This window comes from Mucilaginibacter hurinus (assembly GCF_003324525.1).
Classification (GTDB): Bacteria; Bacteroidota; Bacteroidia; order Sphingobacteriales; family Sphingobacteriaceae; genus Mucilaginibacter; species Mucilaginibacter hurinus.
Map to the genome: position 1 here is coordinate 590813 of NZ_QGDC01000001.1, position 16761 is coordinate 607573.

14 protein-coding genes are annotated in these 16761 nt (G+C 43.2%); 7 read left to right on the plus strand and 7 right to left on the minus strand.

What is annotated here, in order from left to right; translation table 11 throughout:
• Window positions 1–36: 36 nt before the first annotated feature.
• Both DJ568_RS02625 and crcB read right to left on the minus strand, forming a co-directional pair.
• Complete coding sequence (locus tag DJ568_RS02625) at window positions 37–1101, minus strand: branched-chain amino acid aminotransferase (protein WP_114003665.1); 1065 nt, start codon at window positions 1099–1101, stop codon at window positions 37–39.
• 120 nt (window positions 1102–1221) lie between these two features.
• Window positions 1222–1602, minus strand: coding sequence for a fluoride efflux transporter CrcB (gene crcB / locus DJ568_RS02630; protein ID WP_114003666.1), 381 nt, complete (start codon window positions 1600–1602; stop codon window positions 1222–1224).
• A gap of 142 nt (window positions 1603–1744) precedes the next feature.
• Here crcB and DJ568_RS02635 point away from each other — a divergent pair, with 142 nt between their 5' ends.
• Window positions 1745–2215, plus strand: coding sequence for a universal stress protein (locus DJ568_RS02635; RefSeq protein WP_114003667.1), 471 nt, complete (start codon window positions 1745–1747; stop codon window positions 2213–2215).
• Between the two features lie 57 nt (window positions 2216–2272).
• Here the strand turns inward: DJ568_RS02635 and DJ568_RS02640 are convergent, their stop codons facing one another.
• The 3 genes from DJ568_RS02640 to DJ568_RS02650 all read right to left on the minus strand — a co-directional run bounded on the left by DJ568_RS02640 (window position 2273) and on the right by DJ568_RS02650 (window position 6011).
• On the minus strand, window positions 2273–3562 hold the full coding sequence (locus DJ568_RS02640) for an HAD-IB family phosphatase (RefSeq protein ID WP_114003668.1): 1290 nt from the start codon (window positions 3560–3562) through the stop codon (window positions 2273–2275).
• 100 nt (window positions 3563–3662) lie between these two features.
• Complete coding sequence (locus DJ568_RS02645) at window positions 3663–4340, minus strand: peptidase associated/transthyretin-like domain-containing protein (protein ID WP_114003669.1); 678 nt, start codon at window positions 4338–4340, stop codon at window positions 3663–3665.
• Window positions 4341–4469: 129 nt separating this feature from the next.
• Window positions 4470–6011 carry an acyl-CoA carboxylase subunit beta gene (locus DJ568_RS02650; RefSeq protein ID WP_114003670.1) on the minus strand — a complete coding sequence of 514 codons (1542 nt, stop codon included), beginning with the start codon at window positions 6009–6011 and terminating at the stop codon, window positions 4470–4472.
• A 189-nt stretch (window positions 6012–6200) separates the two neighbouring features.
• Between DJ568_RS02650 and DJ568_RS02655 the strand changes: the two genes are divergently transcribed.
• From DJ568_RS02655 to can, 3 genes are all read left to right on the plus strand, one after another.
• Complete coding sequence (locus DJ568_RS02655) at window positions 6201–6533, plus strand: hypothetical protein (RefSeq protein WP_114003671.1); 333 nt, start codon at window positions 6201–6203, stop codon at window positions 6531–6533.
• 71 nt (window positions 6534–6604) lie between these two features.
• Window positions 6605–8212, plus strand: coding sequence for a SulP family inorganic anion transporter (locus DJ568_RS02660; protein WP_114003672.1), 1608 nt, complete (start codon window positions 6605–6607; stop codon window positions 8210–8212).
• A gap of 130 nt (window positions 8213–8342) precedes the next feature.
• Entirely contained in the window at window positions 8343–9017 is a 675-nt protein-coding gene (gene can / locus DJ568_RS02665; protein WP_114003673.1) for a carbonate dehydratase, read from the plus strand.
• 119 nt (window positions 9018–9136) lie between these two features.
• On the opposite strand, the gene pruA is transcribed toward can, so the two are convergent.
• The gene (pruA, locus tag DJ568_RS02670; protein WP_114003674.1) at window positions 9137–10765 is read right to left on the minus strand and encodes an L-glutamate gamma-semialdehyde dehydrogenase; all 1629 of its coding nucleotides are present in this window, start codon (window positions 10763–10765) and stop codon (window positions 9137–9139) included.
• A gap of 158 nt (window positions 10766–10923) precedes the next feature.
• Here pruA and lpxK point away from each other — a divergent pair, with 158 nt between their 5' ends.
• Genes lpxK through DJ568_RS02685 form a run of 3 tightly spaced genes read left to right on the plus strand, consistent with a single transcriptional unit; the run spans window position 10924 to window position 14880 of the window.
• Window positions 10924–11988 carry a tetraacyldisaccharide 4'-kinase gene (lpxK, locus tag DJ568_RS02675; protein ID WP_114003675.1) on the plus strand — a complete coding sequence of 355 codons (1065 nt, stop codon included), beginning with the start codon at window positions 10924–10926 and terminating at the stop codon, window positions 11986–11988.
• Window positions 11951–12769: a purine-nucleoside phosphorylase gene (locus tag DJ568_RS02680; RefSeq protein ID WP_114003676.1), complete on the plus strand. Its 819-nt coding sequence runs from the start codon at window positions 11951–11953 to the stop codon at window positions 12767–12769. The genes lpxK and DJ568_RS02680 overlap by 38 nt, the downstream gene beginning before the upstream one ends.
• Entirely contained in the window at window positions 12769–14880 is a 2112-nt protein-coding gene (locus DJ568_RS02685; protein ID WP_114003677.1) for a putative porin, read from the plus strand. The genes DJ568_RS02680 and DJ568_RS02685 overlap by 1 nt, the downstream gene beginning before the upstream one ends.
• An 89-nt stretch (window positions 14881–14969) precedes the next feature.
• Here the strand turns inward: DJ568_RS02685 and DJ568_RS02690 are convergent, their stop codons facing one another.
• Entirely contained in the window at window positions 14970–16700 is a 1731-nt protein-coding gene (locus DJ568_RS02690; protein WP_114003678.1) for a S41 family peptidase, read from the minus strand.
• Window positions 16701–16761 lie beyond the last annotated feature (61 nt).

The window sequence follows — 16761 nt, forward strand, 5'->3', positions numbered from 1 at the left end:
ATCCGGGGCCATTAGTTGTACCAAAACCGTCATCTGTTAAACAACGTAGGTCCAGCCGCGGGTATCAGGCTCTGTACCATTTTTAATTGCATCAAGTGTTTTAAGTACCTTTTGCGAAAACTCTCTGTCTTTCGGGTCGCTTAAAAAGTATTCTTCCCCATCATAACTGATTGAGCCTACCGGCGCAATTGTGGCGGCTGTACCGGCGCCAAATGCATCGGTAAGTTTACCGTTTTTAGCACCTTCAATAATCTCAGCCACTGATACAGGCCGTTCTTCAACAGTCATACCCCACTCCCGTGCCAGGCACATAACCGAATCGCGGGTTACGCCTTTTAATATGCTGTCACCGGCAGTAGGCGTTATAAGCTTTCCATCCAATACAAACATGGCATTTGCGGCGCCCATTTCTTCGATGTACTCATGGCTTTTGGCATCAGTCCATATCAGTTGGTCAAAACCTTCATCAACAGCTTTTTTGGCCGGCATTAATGAACTGCCATAGTTGCCCGCTGCTTTAGCAAACCCCATACCGCCTTCGGCTGCCCGGGTATAGTGCGATTCTATTTTAACCCGCAGTGTTTTTGAGAAATACGGGCCAACCGGACCTGTAAGTACAATAAATTTATATGTTGATGACGGCTGTACGCCTAAAAACGGGTCGGTAGCAAACATAAACGGCCGTATGTACAGTGAGTGGTTAGCCCGTGTGGGTATCCAATCACGGTCAATATCAACAACAGCTGCTATACCTTGTAAAAATATCTCTTCGGGCAGGGCAGGCATACAAAGGCGCTCGCCCGACTTATTAAAACGTTCGGCATTTTTATCGGGGCGGAAAATGACCACCTTACCATCTGCATGTTTATAAGCTTTTAATCCTTCAAAAAAAGCTTGTCCGTAATGCAGGGCTGAAATAGCGGGGCTAAACCCGATTTCGCCGTAAGGAACCACTCGGAAATTTTTCCACTCGCCATCGGCATAATCCGCCACAAACATGTGGTCAGAAAATGTTTTTCCGAAGGGCAGGTTATCAAAATCCGTTTCCGCTAATCGCGAATGTGTAGTTTTGGTGATCTGGATGTCCAACGTCTCGGTCATAATAATGCGTATTTTATTCTAAATGGCAAGTTAGCTATTTTATCATTCAGTTCATAGGCTATACGCTATAAACCGCTGTTACAACACAACTTGACTTTCTTTTTACAAAATAACGATCATTTACAAACTAAATGCTAACCTTCCGAGCAAAAAACCGATGTACAATCCTAAAACTGACAGCGCAAAATTTACCATGATGTTTATTAAAGCCATGTTATGTTGGCCATTCTTAAATAACTCAACGGTTTCAAAAGTAAATGCCGAATAGGTACTGAAGCCTCCGCAAAAACCGGTTACTAACAGCAATTTTAAAGTATAATTAAGATTTAGCTTTTGTACCCCGGCTATTACTACTACGCCAAAAACCAGGCAGCTTAAAAAATTAGATGTTAACGTTGCGTAAGGGAACCCGGGCTGCCATTGCATGTAAAATTTGCCTACTGCAAACCGGGCCAAACTGCCCAGGCCGCCACCTATAAAAACTAATACAATGTCTTTCATTAAATATACTTAACTTTAATTGCGATAGCAAGCTGCAAAGGTAACATGCGCTGGCTACGCCCCATATATTTGCTTGCAATATTACACCCAAACAAAATAATACTTAATTGTTATATAATTCATTATCACAAAACATTTGGCAATGGACATAAAAAAAATAATCATCGGAATAGACGACAGCAAATACGCACATCATGCGGCTAAGTACGGATTTGGCATTGCGCGAAAATTTAATGCGGCTTTGGGTTTGGTAAACGTTATTGAGCCTATTGTGTCGCCACTTGACACCTCTGACAGCATATTGGGCATGCCGCTGGCCAATGTCTCTTCGCCTGAAGAGGTAGACCTTATTAATTCCCAGTCAACCATATCTGAGAGAATAATTGACCGCACCATAAATGAGTTTGGCGCCGATTTGAACGTTACTCACTTTAGCGAATATGGCTCAACAGCCGAAGGCATTTTACAGTGTGCAACTGAATTTGGTGCCGACCTGATTGTTGTGGGAACGCATAAGCGCAGCGGACTTGACAGGTTTTTAATGGGCGATGTAGCTGAAGGCGTAGTACGCCACGCCAAAGTTCCGGTACTTGTGGTGCCATTTAATGAGTAACTTACAGTTCATGGCTCAAAGTTGAAGCGGCCATGAACCGTGAACTTTTAACAGCAACTAGTACAATAATCTGAACTTTATGGTATGTGCGATGGTTTTTAGCTCGTTAAGCACTTCCGGATCATAACCGGTATTCACATCCGTAATTACGTAACCTATTTGGGGGTTGGTAACCAAAAATTCGCCCACAATGTTAATGTTATGGTTGGCAAAAACTTCGTTTATTTTAGCCAGTATACCCGGTACATTCTTGTGAATGTGTATTAGCCTGTGCGCGTTGCTTACACGCGGCGGCTGCAAATCAGGGAAATTACAGCTGGTATGTGTTTTCCCCTCATTCATAAAAGCAATTACACGCTTTGGTATAAAATCAACATTGCGCGGGTTGTATTTCGGATCGTCAAAAACAATGATGCCGTTATCGCAAGCTACTTCTGCCAGTTTACGGCTTTGTACTTTACCAAAAATGCCGATAACTTTTAGCCGGCCGGCGTTTTGCAATTGCTCAGAGGTGGGTTGGGTATCCTCGGCGCATAACAACACACCGGCCTCCTGTAAATATTCAGCTTCTATTTTGTCTTTATGCCTGATGTTATAACCCTCTTTACGCATTTGTGCAAGCGCCTCTTCGTCCACGTTGCCGGCAACAAGGCATTTTATGCGGTTTTTGGGATATGATATAGCACGTGGCAGCTTGTTAATGTATAAAAACTCATCAAAGCTCGGCGTGATGTGGTCAGCTTTTTCAGCAACTGATTTACGTTCGATATTTTCAGTAAAAGCAAAAAACTTTTTAATAAGGCCCGACTCTTTTAACTGAAAATCAGAATAGCCATCTCCAATACCATAAATATCGCCCTGTAAATTTAATTCCTTTAATAGAATCACCTTTCCGCCTTCTTTGGAAAGGGGGTTGTCACGGTCATAACCTATAATATTACCATCTTCGTCAAAAACAAAGGTGTTGGCATAAATATTTTCCTTTTTTATATGATACTCCGTTACTACCGGCGTGATGAATTCTTTAAATCCGCCTGATACTATAAGCACCTCGTCCGCATGATTTTTAAAGAATATCGTATTACGTGAAAAAGAAGTTGATACCTTTTTTTTAAGATGAGTTACCAGCAACTTAAGGTGTTCGCGATTAGCCTGCAGCAACTTAACGCGCCCTTCGAGACTCTCGCTAAAAGAGAGTTTACCCTCCATCGCCAGGTTAGTAAGGTCCTCTATCTGTTGGTAAATCTGCTCTCTGTCGGGATGCGATTTTAATGAAATACGCGCCAGTTCGTCTAAAGCCTCAACCTGGGTAAACGTACTGTCAAAATCAATTATAAAATGGTTCATGTATTGCGTGCCGGTATCCGGACTGCAAAGGTGCAATTTTTGCCCGTTACTTCATAACAGTACTTGCTGATAGTTTCCGGCTTAATAAGCCCTTAACTGATTATTGCAGCCTGCCGGCCTTTTGCTTCTCGGGCGGCAGCGCTTTAAATTTTTTGTAGGTATCGTTCACATAAAGCAACATGGCCTGGGCATCACTACTGGTAGCAAATTCATATGTTGGGCGGTAAAGCGTCATATAATCCTCCAGTTCCTGGCCCCGTAACGGTATAATGCTGCTTACGTATTTTTTATTGAAAACCTCGTCAATTTCCCTTTCCTGTACTTCACGTTTAAAGAATTTTTTTAACCGACGCGCATCACGTGCATCTTTACTAAACCATGATGTAGGCGACAGTGGCCTTATTTTGGCTTTTTCATATACCTGGCGATAATCCCTCCTTGGGTCAAAGGATAGCCGCTTGCCTGTAATATTTACTTCCTGCAGCGATACACCTTCGCTGGCTAAACGTATTGTTTTTGGCACAAAGTCCACCACATATATCGTATCAGATAAGTAAGCGGGCGAGGTAAATACTACTAAATGCCCGGGCGCCGCTTTTACCGAAAAATTCCCGTTATTATCTGTCATGGTAACCTGGTTGTTGTTTAGGTCGCGTACAAACACATTAGCCATTTTAGCATTGCTGCCCCCATCATAAACCGTACCTTTTAATTCCTGGGCACTGGCGGCCAGGCTTACTGAAAACAGGCAAACAAAAAGGGCGATTTGGATTTTCATAGCGGGTATAAATTGCTGTAAATATAACCTTAATTTTTATGTAATGGTTTTATTAACGCTTATTAGATATGATTTTGGCAGCCAACAATAGCAGTCTAAGTACCAATATAAATTTTTAATTAACGGCAGTTAAAGCGGGATATTCCCGTGTTTTTTTCTTGGGTTATTAACCACTTTATTCTCCAGCATTTTAAACGCGTGGATAAGTTTGATACGCGTATCGGAGGGCTCAATTACTTCATCAACAAAACCACGTTCGGCAGCACGGTAAGGGTTAGCGAATATGCGCGAATAAAGCTGTTCCTTTTCCTGCCATTTAGCTTCTTTGTCTTCGGCCTCGTTTATCTCGCGTTTAAAAATAATTTCGGCAGCACCTTTGGCACCCATCACCGCTATTTCTGCCGACGGCCATGCGTAATTTAAATCAGCACCGATGTGTTTGGAGTTCATTACATCATAAGCCCCGCCATAAGCTTTACGGGTGATAACCGTTACACGAGGGACTGTAGCCTCACAAAATGCGTACAGCAGTTTGGCGCCGTTGGTAATAATAGCATTCCACTCCTGGTCGGTACCCGGTAAAAACCCGGGTACATCTTCAAAAACCAGTAAAGGAATATTAAAACTATCGCAAAAGCGTATGAAACGCGCGCCTTTGGTTGACGAATTTATATCCAGAACGCCCGCTAAAAATGCCGGTTGGTTGGCTACGATACCAATGCTGCGGCCTGCCAGGCGTGCAAATCCTACAATAATGTTCTCGGCAAAATCTTTATGTACTTCCAAAAACGATCCATCGTCTATAACATGGCTTATCACCTCGCGGATATCATAAGGCTGCGAAGCGTTTTCAGGCATAATAGTGTTTAATTCGGGCCTGAGTTCATTGCCCGGTTCATATGGCAACGAAGGTGCTTTTTCTTCGCAGTTTTGCGGCATATAACTTAGCAGCTGCTTGATATGTTGTATGGCCACTATCTCATTAGCACAGGCAAAATGAGTTACGCCCGATTTAGTGGCGTGCGTATTAGCGCCACCCAATTCTTCCGAAGTAACAACCTCGTGTGTTACAGTCTTAACCACATTGGGTCCGGTAACAAACATATAGCTGGTGTTTTCAACCATCAATATAAAATCAGTAATTGCCGGGGAGTAAACCGCGCCTCCCGCGCACGGACCCATTACCGCCGATATTTGCGGCACCACACCTGAGGCCATGGTATTACGGTAAAAAATATCAGCGTAACCCCCTAATGACACTACCCCTTCCTGGATTCGTGCCCCGCCTGAATCGTTCAGACCAATTACGGGCGCGCCATTTTTTAATGCCAGGTCCATTATCTTACATATTTTTTCAGCATGCGTTTCAGAAAGTGAGCCGCCAAAAACGGTAAAGTCCTGCGAAAAAACGTAAACCAGGCGGCCATTAATAGTACCATAACCTGTAACAACACCGTCGCCGGGATATTTTTCCTTTTCCATTCCAAAATCTGTAGAACGATGGGCCACCAACATTCCTATCTCCTGGAATGAACCTTCATCCAGTAAAAAATGCAGGCGCTCACGAGCTGTGAGTTTACCTTTTTTATGTTGTGCGTCAATGCGCGCGGCTCCGCCCCCTAAAAGGGCTTCTTCACGTTTTTGTTGTAAGGTTTTTATTTTACTATCCACGTTGCTAAATTATAAGACGGCTAAAAATAGTAATTATATTATAACATAGCCGGTGGGCCATAAATAGCCGCAGCAAACTAAATTACCTGTTACGTGTTAGGGTATTGCTTATACTACTTCAATGTAAGTATATTGTTATATGCGCGATAAAACCGGTGTTGGTATGCTAATTTTTTTATATTTGCGAAGATGAAAGTCTTGAACTTTAAAATATTCGTCGCTTTGCTTTTTATTACTATCTTCTTTGCCAAGATGGTGATCTCAATAGCGCCGGTAGGTTTCAGACTTGATAATAAGGTTGTAAGGGCTGTGATCCTTCAGTTGGAAAACGAAACCAAATCGGATAAAGACACCACTGAAAAGGATATCGTGAAGGAGAAAAAAACCTTCGATGAGTATTACAGTCAACTTGTGCGTATGAATACGCATGTGGTTGAGATGAACATACTCCACAACCAGGAAAACCTTATATATCATAATATCTACTACCCATCGGTACTCACCCCGCCACCAAACGTATAAACGGCTCGTTTTTCTTAAAGCCTTATCAGGCACAGTTTTTACGAATACCTTTTACAGTTTAATAATTATTTATGGCTCTACAAGATCACAGCCCAAGTGCTGATGGATTTTTCAATGTAAAAAAATATTTTTCGGCTAAAAATCTTAAAAAAGATCTGCCGGCAAGTATAGTAGTATTTTTAGTGGCCCTGCCGCTTTGTTTAGGCATAGCGCTTGCATCAGGTGCACCTTTATTTGCCGGTGTTTTAACCGGTATAGTAGGGGGTATTGTGGTTGGCGCCATAAGTGGCTCGCAATTAAGCGTTGCCGGTCCGGCTGCCGGCTTAACAGCCATTGTATTTGCCGCTATTGCCAGTCTCGGAAGTTATGAGACCTTTTTAGTTGCAGTAGTTTTAGCAGGATGTATGCAGTTAATCTTCGGCTTGGTACGTGCCGGAATTATAGCTAATTATTTCCCATCTTCGGTTATAGAGGGCATGCTGGCAGCAATAGGCATCATACTTATAATGAAGCAATTTCCGCACGCGGTGGGTTATGATGCTGATTTTGAAGGCGATGAAAGCTTTATACAAGCTGACCACCAAAACACCTTTTCTGCCGTATTTGCCGCTTTTTCAAAAATAAACTACGGCGCCGTAATTATCGCTGCGGTATCATTGCTCATATTAAATATTTGGCCAAAAATTAAAAAAGTAGCGATAGTGCCTGCGCCGCTTTTGGTAGTGGTAATAGGCAGTATACTGGCAGCCGTATTTACCGGCACCGGTATAGCGCTTCAAAGAGAGCAATACGTGGTTATTCCTGTAGTAAATAGCGCCACAGAATTTTTTGGACTGTTTAAGGCGCCTGATTTTAGTCAGATGTTCAGCAGAGGCGATATTTGGTTAACGGCAGCAACCATAGCTATTGTAGCCAGTATCGAAAGTTTGCTCAGTCTGGAGGCTGTAGACAAAATAGACCCTATAAAGCGTGTATCGCCAACCAATCGCGAACTTATTGCGCAAGGCACCGGTAACGTAATCAGTGGTTTATTGGGGGGCCTGCCGCTTACGGCAGTTATTGTACGCTCATCAGCAAACGTTAACGCCGGCGCTCGTACAAAGGTGAGCGCCATTACGCACGGGCTTTTACTGCTTTTAGCATTGCTGGCCATACCTACGCTTATTAATATGATACCGCTTTCATGTTTAGCGGCTATTCTGTTAATGACCGGTTATAAACTTACCCGGATAGCTTTATTTAAGCATATGTGGCATAAAGGGATACCACAATTTGTTCCGTTTGTGGTGACTATACTGGCGGTAGTGCTTATTGATTTATTGAAAGGTGTGGCAATAGGTATATTTGTTGCAGGTTTCTTTATACTCTACACCAATCTGCGTAACTCTTATTTCTATAAGATCACTCATGATGGTGAGGGTAAAAAAACCATCCATATTAATTTAGCAGAAGAAGTTTCATTTTTAAATAAAGCTGCTATACAACTTATGCTTACAAACTTGCCCAAAGGCAGTGATGTTATTATTGATGGAAGCAACTCAAGGTACATTGATCCTGATGTGCTTGAAATTATTCATAATTACAGGCACAATGCATTTACGAAAGGTGTTATAGTGCAGTTAAAGGGAATAAAGGATAGGTATGATATGCCCAAACTTAAAGAACTGGATAAAGCTTAAGAAGAACCGGCTTAAAAAATTTTAAATTATTGTTTATGCCCGGCTGCTGTTAAACTGCCGGTGTTTTTAAAGAGTGCGAAGCGCTTTAATTAATTACTTTTACTAACATAACAACAAAACCATTTATACTATGTGCGCACAATTAGGAAAAGACCCGCTTGATACCAGCCATGTAACTTACCAAAGTTTGCTGGAGGGCAACCAAAAGTTTGTTGAGGATACCTTGAAAGAAGACTCAGATTATTTTAACAAATTAGCAAAAGGCCAAAAACCTCCTGTGTTATGGATAGGTTGTGCCGACAGCCGTGTTCCGGCTGATAAAATAACCAACACCCAGCCTGGTGAAATATTTGTACACCGTAATATAGCCAATATGGTGATACACACAGATATGAACATGCTAAGTGTGCTTGATTATGCCGTTAACGTATTGAAGGTAAAACACGTTATAGTGGTTGGTCATTATGGTTGCGGCGGTGTACTTGCAGCCATGGGCCATAGCTCAGTTGGTATAATAGATAACTGGCTGCGTCACATTAAGGACGTTTACCGTTTTCATGCAGAAGAACTTGATGCTATTACCGACGAGAAACAGCGTGGAGACAGGTTGGTTGAATTGAACGTAGTTGAAAACGTAAACAATCTTTGCAAAACCTCAATTGTACAAAACGCCTGGAAAAATGGCCAGGAGCTACAGGTACATGGCTGGGTTTACGGCCTTGCCACTGGCTTGATAAAAGATCTGCAGGTTAGTGCAGATAGCGCTAACGGACTGGATGATGTATTTCAATTTCAATTGGCATAATATCCTTTAAGCCTCCTCGACACTGAGGGGTGTAAGTGCAAAAAGCGTCAATGGGCTAATCATTGGCGCTTTTTGTTTTTATCGAATCTTTGACGCTTTTCCTGCGGATTAGAGGGTGTTTAACCCAAAAAAGGATACCGGTAATCTTTTGGCGGGTCAAAAGTTTCCTTAATAGTGCGTGGCGACACCCAGCGTAGCAAATTTATCATTGAACCGGCTTTATCATTGGTGCCGGATCCGCGGGCACCGCCAAATGGCTGCTGCCCTACTACCGCCCCGGTAGGTTTATCATTAATGTAGAAGTTTCCGGCTGCGTTTCGCAAATATTGGGTCGCCCTGGCTATAATATACCTGTCCTGTGCAATGATTGAACCTGTAAGCGCATAAACGGATGTCTTATCCACAATATCCAGTACTTCGTCAAACTTTTCATCTTTATATACATACACCGAAAGTACGGGCCCGAAAAGCTCTTCGCACATAGTTGTGTAATATGGATCATTCACCCGTAGCACCGTAGGTTCAATAAACCACCCGGTACTTTTATCATATCCGCCGCCGGCTACCAATTCGACATTACTATCTTGCCGGGCCGTATCAATGTAGTTTGCCAGCTTATCAAATGACGCCTCGCTGATAACCGCGTTAATGAAATTGCTGAAATCTTCTACAGGCCCCATTTTAAACGATGCCAGGTCACGCTGCATATTAGCTTTAACTGCAGGCCATAACGAAAATGGGATGTAAGCACGTGATGCGGCCGAGCATTTTTGTCCCTGGTACTCAAAAGCGCCGCGCAAAAGGGCCGTACTTACCACCTCTGCATCCGCGCTGGAATGGGCAAGTACAAAATCTTTGCCGCCGGTTTCACCTACTATGCGGGGATACGTTTTGTATTGATGTATATTATTGCCAATGGTTTTCCAGATATTTTGGAACACCCCGGTAGAACCTGTAAAATGTATACCGGCGAAATCATGGTGGCTGAATATAACGTCACCCGCCACAGGGCCATCAACATATATCAGGTTGATCACCCCCGACGGCAAACCGGCTTCACGCAGCACCTGCATGATTACATTAGCAGCATAAATTTGAGTATAGGCAGGTTTCCATACCACTACATTACCCATCATAGCCGCGCTGGCAGGCAGGTTACCGGCAATGGCGGTAAAATTGAAAGGTGTGAGCGCAAACACAAACCCTTCAAGGGGGCGCTGCTCTACACGGTTCCAAATACCTTTTGGAGATATGGGCGGTTGCTGCTGATATATCTCGGTCATGTAATGCACATTAAAGCGCAAGAAATCAATAAGTTCACAAGCCGAATCTATTTCTGCCTGGTAAACGTTTTTGGACTGGCCGAGCATTGTAGCGGCGTTAATCTTGTCGCGGTATGGGCCCGCAATAAGTTCTGCAGCCTTTAAAAATATGGCTGCGCGTTGCTCCCATGCCAGGTCCTCCCAGCCTGCCTTAGCGGCAAGGGCCGCGTTTATGGCAGCAGTAACATGGGTCGCATCACCTTCGTGAAACTTGGCTAATAAATGTTTATGATCATGCGGCGGACGTACCTCGCCTGTTTTGCCCGTGCGCACTTCATCTGCGCCTATATACATGGGTATATCCGCAATGTATGACCGTGCCTGCTGTAGCGCGGCCTGCAATGATGCGCGCTCGGCACTGCCCGGCCCGTAATTTAATACAGGCTCGTTCTGCGGCTTAGGGACGTTGAAAAATCCTTTAAGCATAATTTTATGAGGTCCAAAATAATACAACACAAACATACGGGTATTTGTGTGGATGTGCCATTGACGAATGTACACTAAGTGTAAAAATAAACGGATCATATATTTAAGAAAACCATTGGGTTTGACAAAAAAGCGTTTTGCTATCTTTACCCTGTTTTATGAAAATTCTGCGCCTGCTTTTATTCCCTTTTTCAATACTTTATGCAGCGGTAACAAGCATTCGTAACTGGTTGTATGATGCAGGTATATTTAAAAGCACAGAATTTAATGTTCCGGTTATATCTGTAGGTAACCTTGATGTAGGCGGCGCAGGCAAAAGCCCCATGACGGAGTATCTTATCCGTCTGCTAAAAAATGATTATAAAATAGCAACACTAAGCCGTGGCTACGGCCGCAAAACCACCGGCTTTATAAATGTTGGCACAAGTGCTACGGCTACCGAAGCAGGAGACGAACCCGCACAGTTTAAACACAAGTTTCCGGAGATAACGGTTGCCGTTTGCGAAGGCAGGGTAGCAGGCATCAGCCGTTTATTACCCCAACACGAGTTGATACTATTGGATGACGCGTACCAGCATCGCGCAGTAAAGCCGGGCTTAAGTGTTTTATTGTTTGACTATAATCGCTTAAACGAGCCCCGGTGGCTCCTGCCTGCAGGAAATTTGCGTGAGCCATTTATAGGGCGGTGGCGGGCGGATATTATTATAATAAGCAAATGCCCTGATGAACTATCGGCCGAAGAAAAAGCCAGGATTATAGCACGCGTGAAGCCGTTTCCATTCCAGCAAGTTTTTTTCACAGCAATTAATTACCGGCCCCTGCAAAACCTGCAGGGCGACGACGTACAAACCACTATAAATATTAACACAACGGTATACCTTTTAACAGGCATAGCCAATAGTACCCCACTGGTGCAGCACATTAAAAAATACACGCCCACTATAATCCATCACAAATATCCCGACCATCATCAGTTTAGCTTAAAAAATATCAGTAAACTTGCCGTAGAATTTTCGGCCTGCTCCGCACAAAAAAAATTGCTTATCACAACAGAAAAGGATGCACAGCGTTTAGGTGAACAGGAACTGATGCAGCAGGTAAAGCAGCTGCCGTTTTTAGTTTTGCCCATTGGCATAAACTTTCATGATAACGGGCAGCAACAATTTGATGAACTGATAATAAACTATGTTAGAAAACATACAGCGAACAACCGCATACATTAAAAGCCGCATAGGCGACTTTGAGCCTGAAGCAGGCATAATTTTAGGTACAGGGCTTGGCGGACTGGTAAATGAAATTGAGGTGGAAAAACAGCTGATGTATTCAAACATTCCGGATTTTCCGGTTTCAACGCTGGAGTTTCATTCGGGCAAGCTGATATTTGGTACCCTGGGAGGTGTTAAAGTAGTGGCAATGCAGGGCCGGCTACATTATTATGAAGGATACAGCATGCAGCAAATCACCTTTCCGGTGAGGGTGTTAAAAGCACTGGGTATTAAAACACTTTATGTATCAAACGCCAGCGGGGCGCTTAACCCCGCCTTTAAAAAAGGCGACCTTATGATTATTGAAGATCATATAAACATGCAGCCGCAAAATCCGCTGACCGGGCGTAACAACGAAGAGCTTGGCCCGCGTTTTCCGGATATGAGCCAGCCTTACCGTATTGACTTAATCAGTAAAGCGTTAAATATCGCTTCGGCAAATAATATCATCTGTCATAAGGGTGTATATGTTGCAGTTACGGGTCCCAACCTTGAAACCAGGGCCGAATACAGGTATCTGCGTATAATAGGTGGCGACGCGGTTGGCATGAGCACGGTGCCAGAAGTAATTGTTGCCAGGCACATGGATTTGCCCGTGTTTGCTATCTCGGTGCTTACTGACGAAGGCTGGCCGGAAGATCTTAAGCCCGTGTCGTTAGATGAGATACTGGAGGTAGCCGCCGCTGCCGAACCAAAAATGACGTTGATACTGAAAGAACTCATAGCCGCTAATAATTAATGCATCTAAGGCTAAAATATATATTCATTCTGCTGATAAGCTTATCGGCACAGGCAGGGTTTGCCCAATTCCCTAACAGAGGTCAAACAAACCAGTATCCCGGGCAGCGGCAACCCAATTACATGCGTGACACCAGCAGGCAAGGTGCGCAAAAGCAGCTTACCGATGAGCAAATGCTTGATACCCTGCGCAAGCGCGAAGAAGAAAAAGAAGATTCGGTGGTGTTTACGTCAAAGTTTATCAGGGTGAGCAGTGAGCGCTTTATGAGTGATAGCACACAAATATTTGCGCTTGACACCGGGCTGGTTAATTTTGAAAATTATAGCCCTTTAACACAACCACGCAGCCCACGCATAAGCCTTGGCGGTTATACCGGGATTACACAACGCCCCCTTTTATTTGAGCCTGTCAAAACAATCGGGTTTGATGTGGGTCAGCATTCGCTTGATCCATACCTGATGACGCCGGAGAAAGTTAACTATTACAAAGCAAGGGTACAGTTTACCAATATATTTTACGTGGGCGGCGGCAACAAAGAGCAGCTTGTGCGTATAACACATACCCAAAATGTAAAGCCTGAGTGGAACGTAGGCTTTAACCTGAACTTTAATGGATCAAGAGGGTTTTATGGTACCGACAAAATATCACAGAATGTAAGCGATGTAAATGCCGTTTTTTTTACCTGGTACGAGTCAAAAAGCAAGCGGTACAATTTACTTGCTAACGCCATATACAATAACCTGAAAGCCCCTGAAACCGGCGGTATATTAAATGACACCGTGTTTAGCGGCAGTTCAGTTATATTCGGTAAAAATTTCGAAGACGTACGCCTGCCAAACTCCTATCAGCAACAAAAGCAAACGGGGGTTTATTTTAAGCAGTTTTATTACCTGGGCCGCATTGACAGCGTAAGATCCGGCATTGAAACATCAAGTATATTGCCTACTCAGCGTGTGTCACATACGCTTCATTACACACAAAGTACTTTTAATTTCCGCCAAAACGACCAGGATATATACCGGGTTTTCCCCGATCATTATTTTAGCGCGAGGGTATCAAATGATTCGTTGAGGGTAAATCAAATGCATAATGACTTTTCGTACAGTTTTTATTTGCGCGGCAAGTCAGTAAGTTTTGTAAAAAACGAAGTTAAGCTGGATGTAGGGCTGGCTCATGATTTTTACAACTATACCCAGCACGTTTTAGACACAGGTGTAAACGAATTTGGCAGCCAGTTTATCCGTAAAAATAAGGTGCAAAACACCACCTTCCAAAATATTACCATTAAAGGCAGGGCCGGTTACCGTTTTAGCGACCGTATTGTACTTGAGGCAGATATACGCCAAATAGTGCAGGGCCGTGACTTTGGTAACTTTTTGTACGATGCCAAACTCATACTGGCCGGCGGCAACAAAGTAGGCAAAGTAATATTGGGTGCGTATCAGCAAAACAGTTCGCCGCCGTTGGTTACCACCAACTGGATATCAAACCATTATATATTTAAGAACGATTTTAGTAACGTTAAAACTACAAATCTTTCTTTTAGCTACATAAATGAACCCTTACAGCTTGATGTTAAGGCCGAATACTTTTTAATAAACGATTACATATACTTTACGGCACAACCAGGCGGTAAGGACGCGCACCCTGAACAATTAAACAGCCCGATTAACCTGCTGAAAATAAGTGTGGGCAAAAATCTTAAATGGCGCAGATGGCATTTTGACAACTATGCCGTTTATCAAAAAACAGATTTTCAGAATACACTGCGTACACCCGAGGTTTATACGTACAGCAGCTTGTACTTCGTGTCAACCTGGTTTAAGGTGTTGCATAATCACTTAGGGGTAACGGTGCGTTATAACACGCCATATGTTGCTCCTTCCTATGCCACAGGTCTCGGACAGTTTTACAACGGGCCCGATGTTACCTTTACCTCGTACCCGGTAGTTACCGCCTTTTTGAAAGCCACACTATACCGCACCAATTTGTTTGTGCAGTATGATTATGCCAACCAGGGGTTATTAAGCCAGGGCTTTTACACGGTGAACAGGTACCCGATGCAGGACAGATTATTGAAATTCGGGGTTTCGTGGACGTTTTATCAGTAGTTCTGATAGGATAGTAAGCAATTTTTGTTGTATTCTTTTGTGATTACAACTCCTGTTTAGTATTAAGCCTGTTAAACTGCCTATTGATACTATTCAACATCTTCTTCTTCATCATCAGCTGGCTTCTTCGCTAATTGGGCGGGCTGGGGCTTTCCTATCACTTTATAGCTACCTTCGCCATTGAGGATACTTGCTACAAGCGCTTTATCCTGCATGGTTTTTACGGCCTGGGCAATCTCCTTATCATATTTAAAATGGGTTTCATAGCGACCCTTTTGATGATAATATCTTGCAACAATTTCGTTTTCGAGCAGCTGCTTTATTTCCTGTTTGTGCTGGCGCAGATCATTTTTTTTGCTATTCAGCAGTTTAGCCCGTAAAATATCATATTCAGCCTGCACCTCGGTAAACAGCTTATCCTTCGTAGCTTCGGCCTTCAGGTTGTTTAAAAGCTTCTCTGATGCCGTAGTATAGTTGTAATCTTTATCTGCCAGGTATCTAACAAAATCTTCATATTCAGCATCCGTTAAGCTAAAACTACGCGCGTCGGCAATTTTTGCATGTGTTTCTTTATAGCGGGTAGCATAGTCAAAAATCAATAGTTTACTTATCAGCGCACGGGTTATATTGGCAAACTTATCACGGTTAACCAGCACATCAGGATAAACACCACTGCCATCATAAACCGAGCGACCGTTTTTTGTTTTATACTCGTGAATTAGCGAATCTGCAACTTTAACTACGCTGCCATCCTTTTTACGGTGCGCGTAATCAAGCTCCTGTACGCAACGGCCTGACGCTGTGTAGTATTTTGCCACAGTAACCTTTACCAGGCTATTATATGGCAAGTTAAATGATTGTTGTACCAACCCTTTGCCAAAGCTTCGCTGGCCTATAACAACAGCCCGGTCAAGGTCCTGTAACGAACCGGCCACAATTTCTGAAGCCGAGGCTGAGCGGCTGTTTACCAACACCACAAGCGGTAGCGCCGGCTCCATTGGCGCACTGGTGGTGTTATATATAAAATTTTTTTCCTTTATTTTCCCTACCTGAGATACCACTTTGATGTCTTTAGGCACAAACAGGTTAACTATTTTAACAGCTTCCTGTAAAATGCCGCCGCCATTTGAGCGGAGATCCAGAATAATGCCGCTGGGGTTGCTTTTTTTTACCGCTACGAGTGCATTGGTAACTTCTTCGGCCGAGCGCTCCAAAAACTTATCGAGTTTAATGTAGCCCATATTGCCGTCAACCATACCGTAATATGATACGTTGGGCTGCTTTATTTCCTCGCGTACAAGGCTTTTTTCAACAGGCTGCGCACTGCCGCGTTTAATAAGTAATTTTATAGCCCCGCCTTTGGGCCCTTTTAGCAACTGGCTTACCTCGTCACTGTTTTTGGCGGTTAAATCAATGTCGTTAATCTTTACAATCTGGTCGCCGGCACGGATATCATTTTTTTGGGCCGGAAACCCTTCAAAAACGTCAGAGACAAATACCTTATTCTCGCGTGAGAATATGCTTGCGCCAATGCCACCGTACTGGGTGCTTATATAATGAAGTTTATAATCTTCTATTTCAGATTCAGGAACAAATTCGGTGTAAGGGTCAAGGCCGTCGAGCATGGCGTCTACCCCCGTTTTTATCATTTTGGCCGAGTTTATGTCGTCAACATAGTTAATGTTAACTTCCTTATACAGTGATGCAAATACATCCAGGTTTTTTGATATCTGAAAAAGATCATCTTTAAAGCCCCATGTGGTTAGGGCTATGGCTACCAGCCCGGTACAAATCAGCTGTACTTTATATTTTCTGTTCACTGGTCCTAATTCCTCCCGTAATAAAATATAAATATACAAAAAAGCCCTTCAATTTTATTAA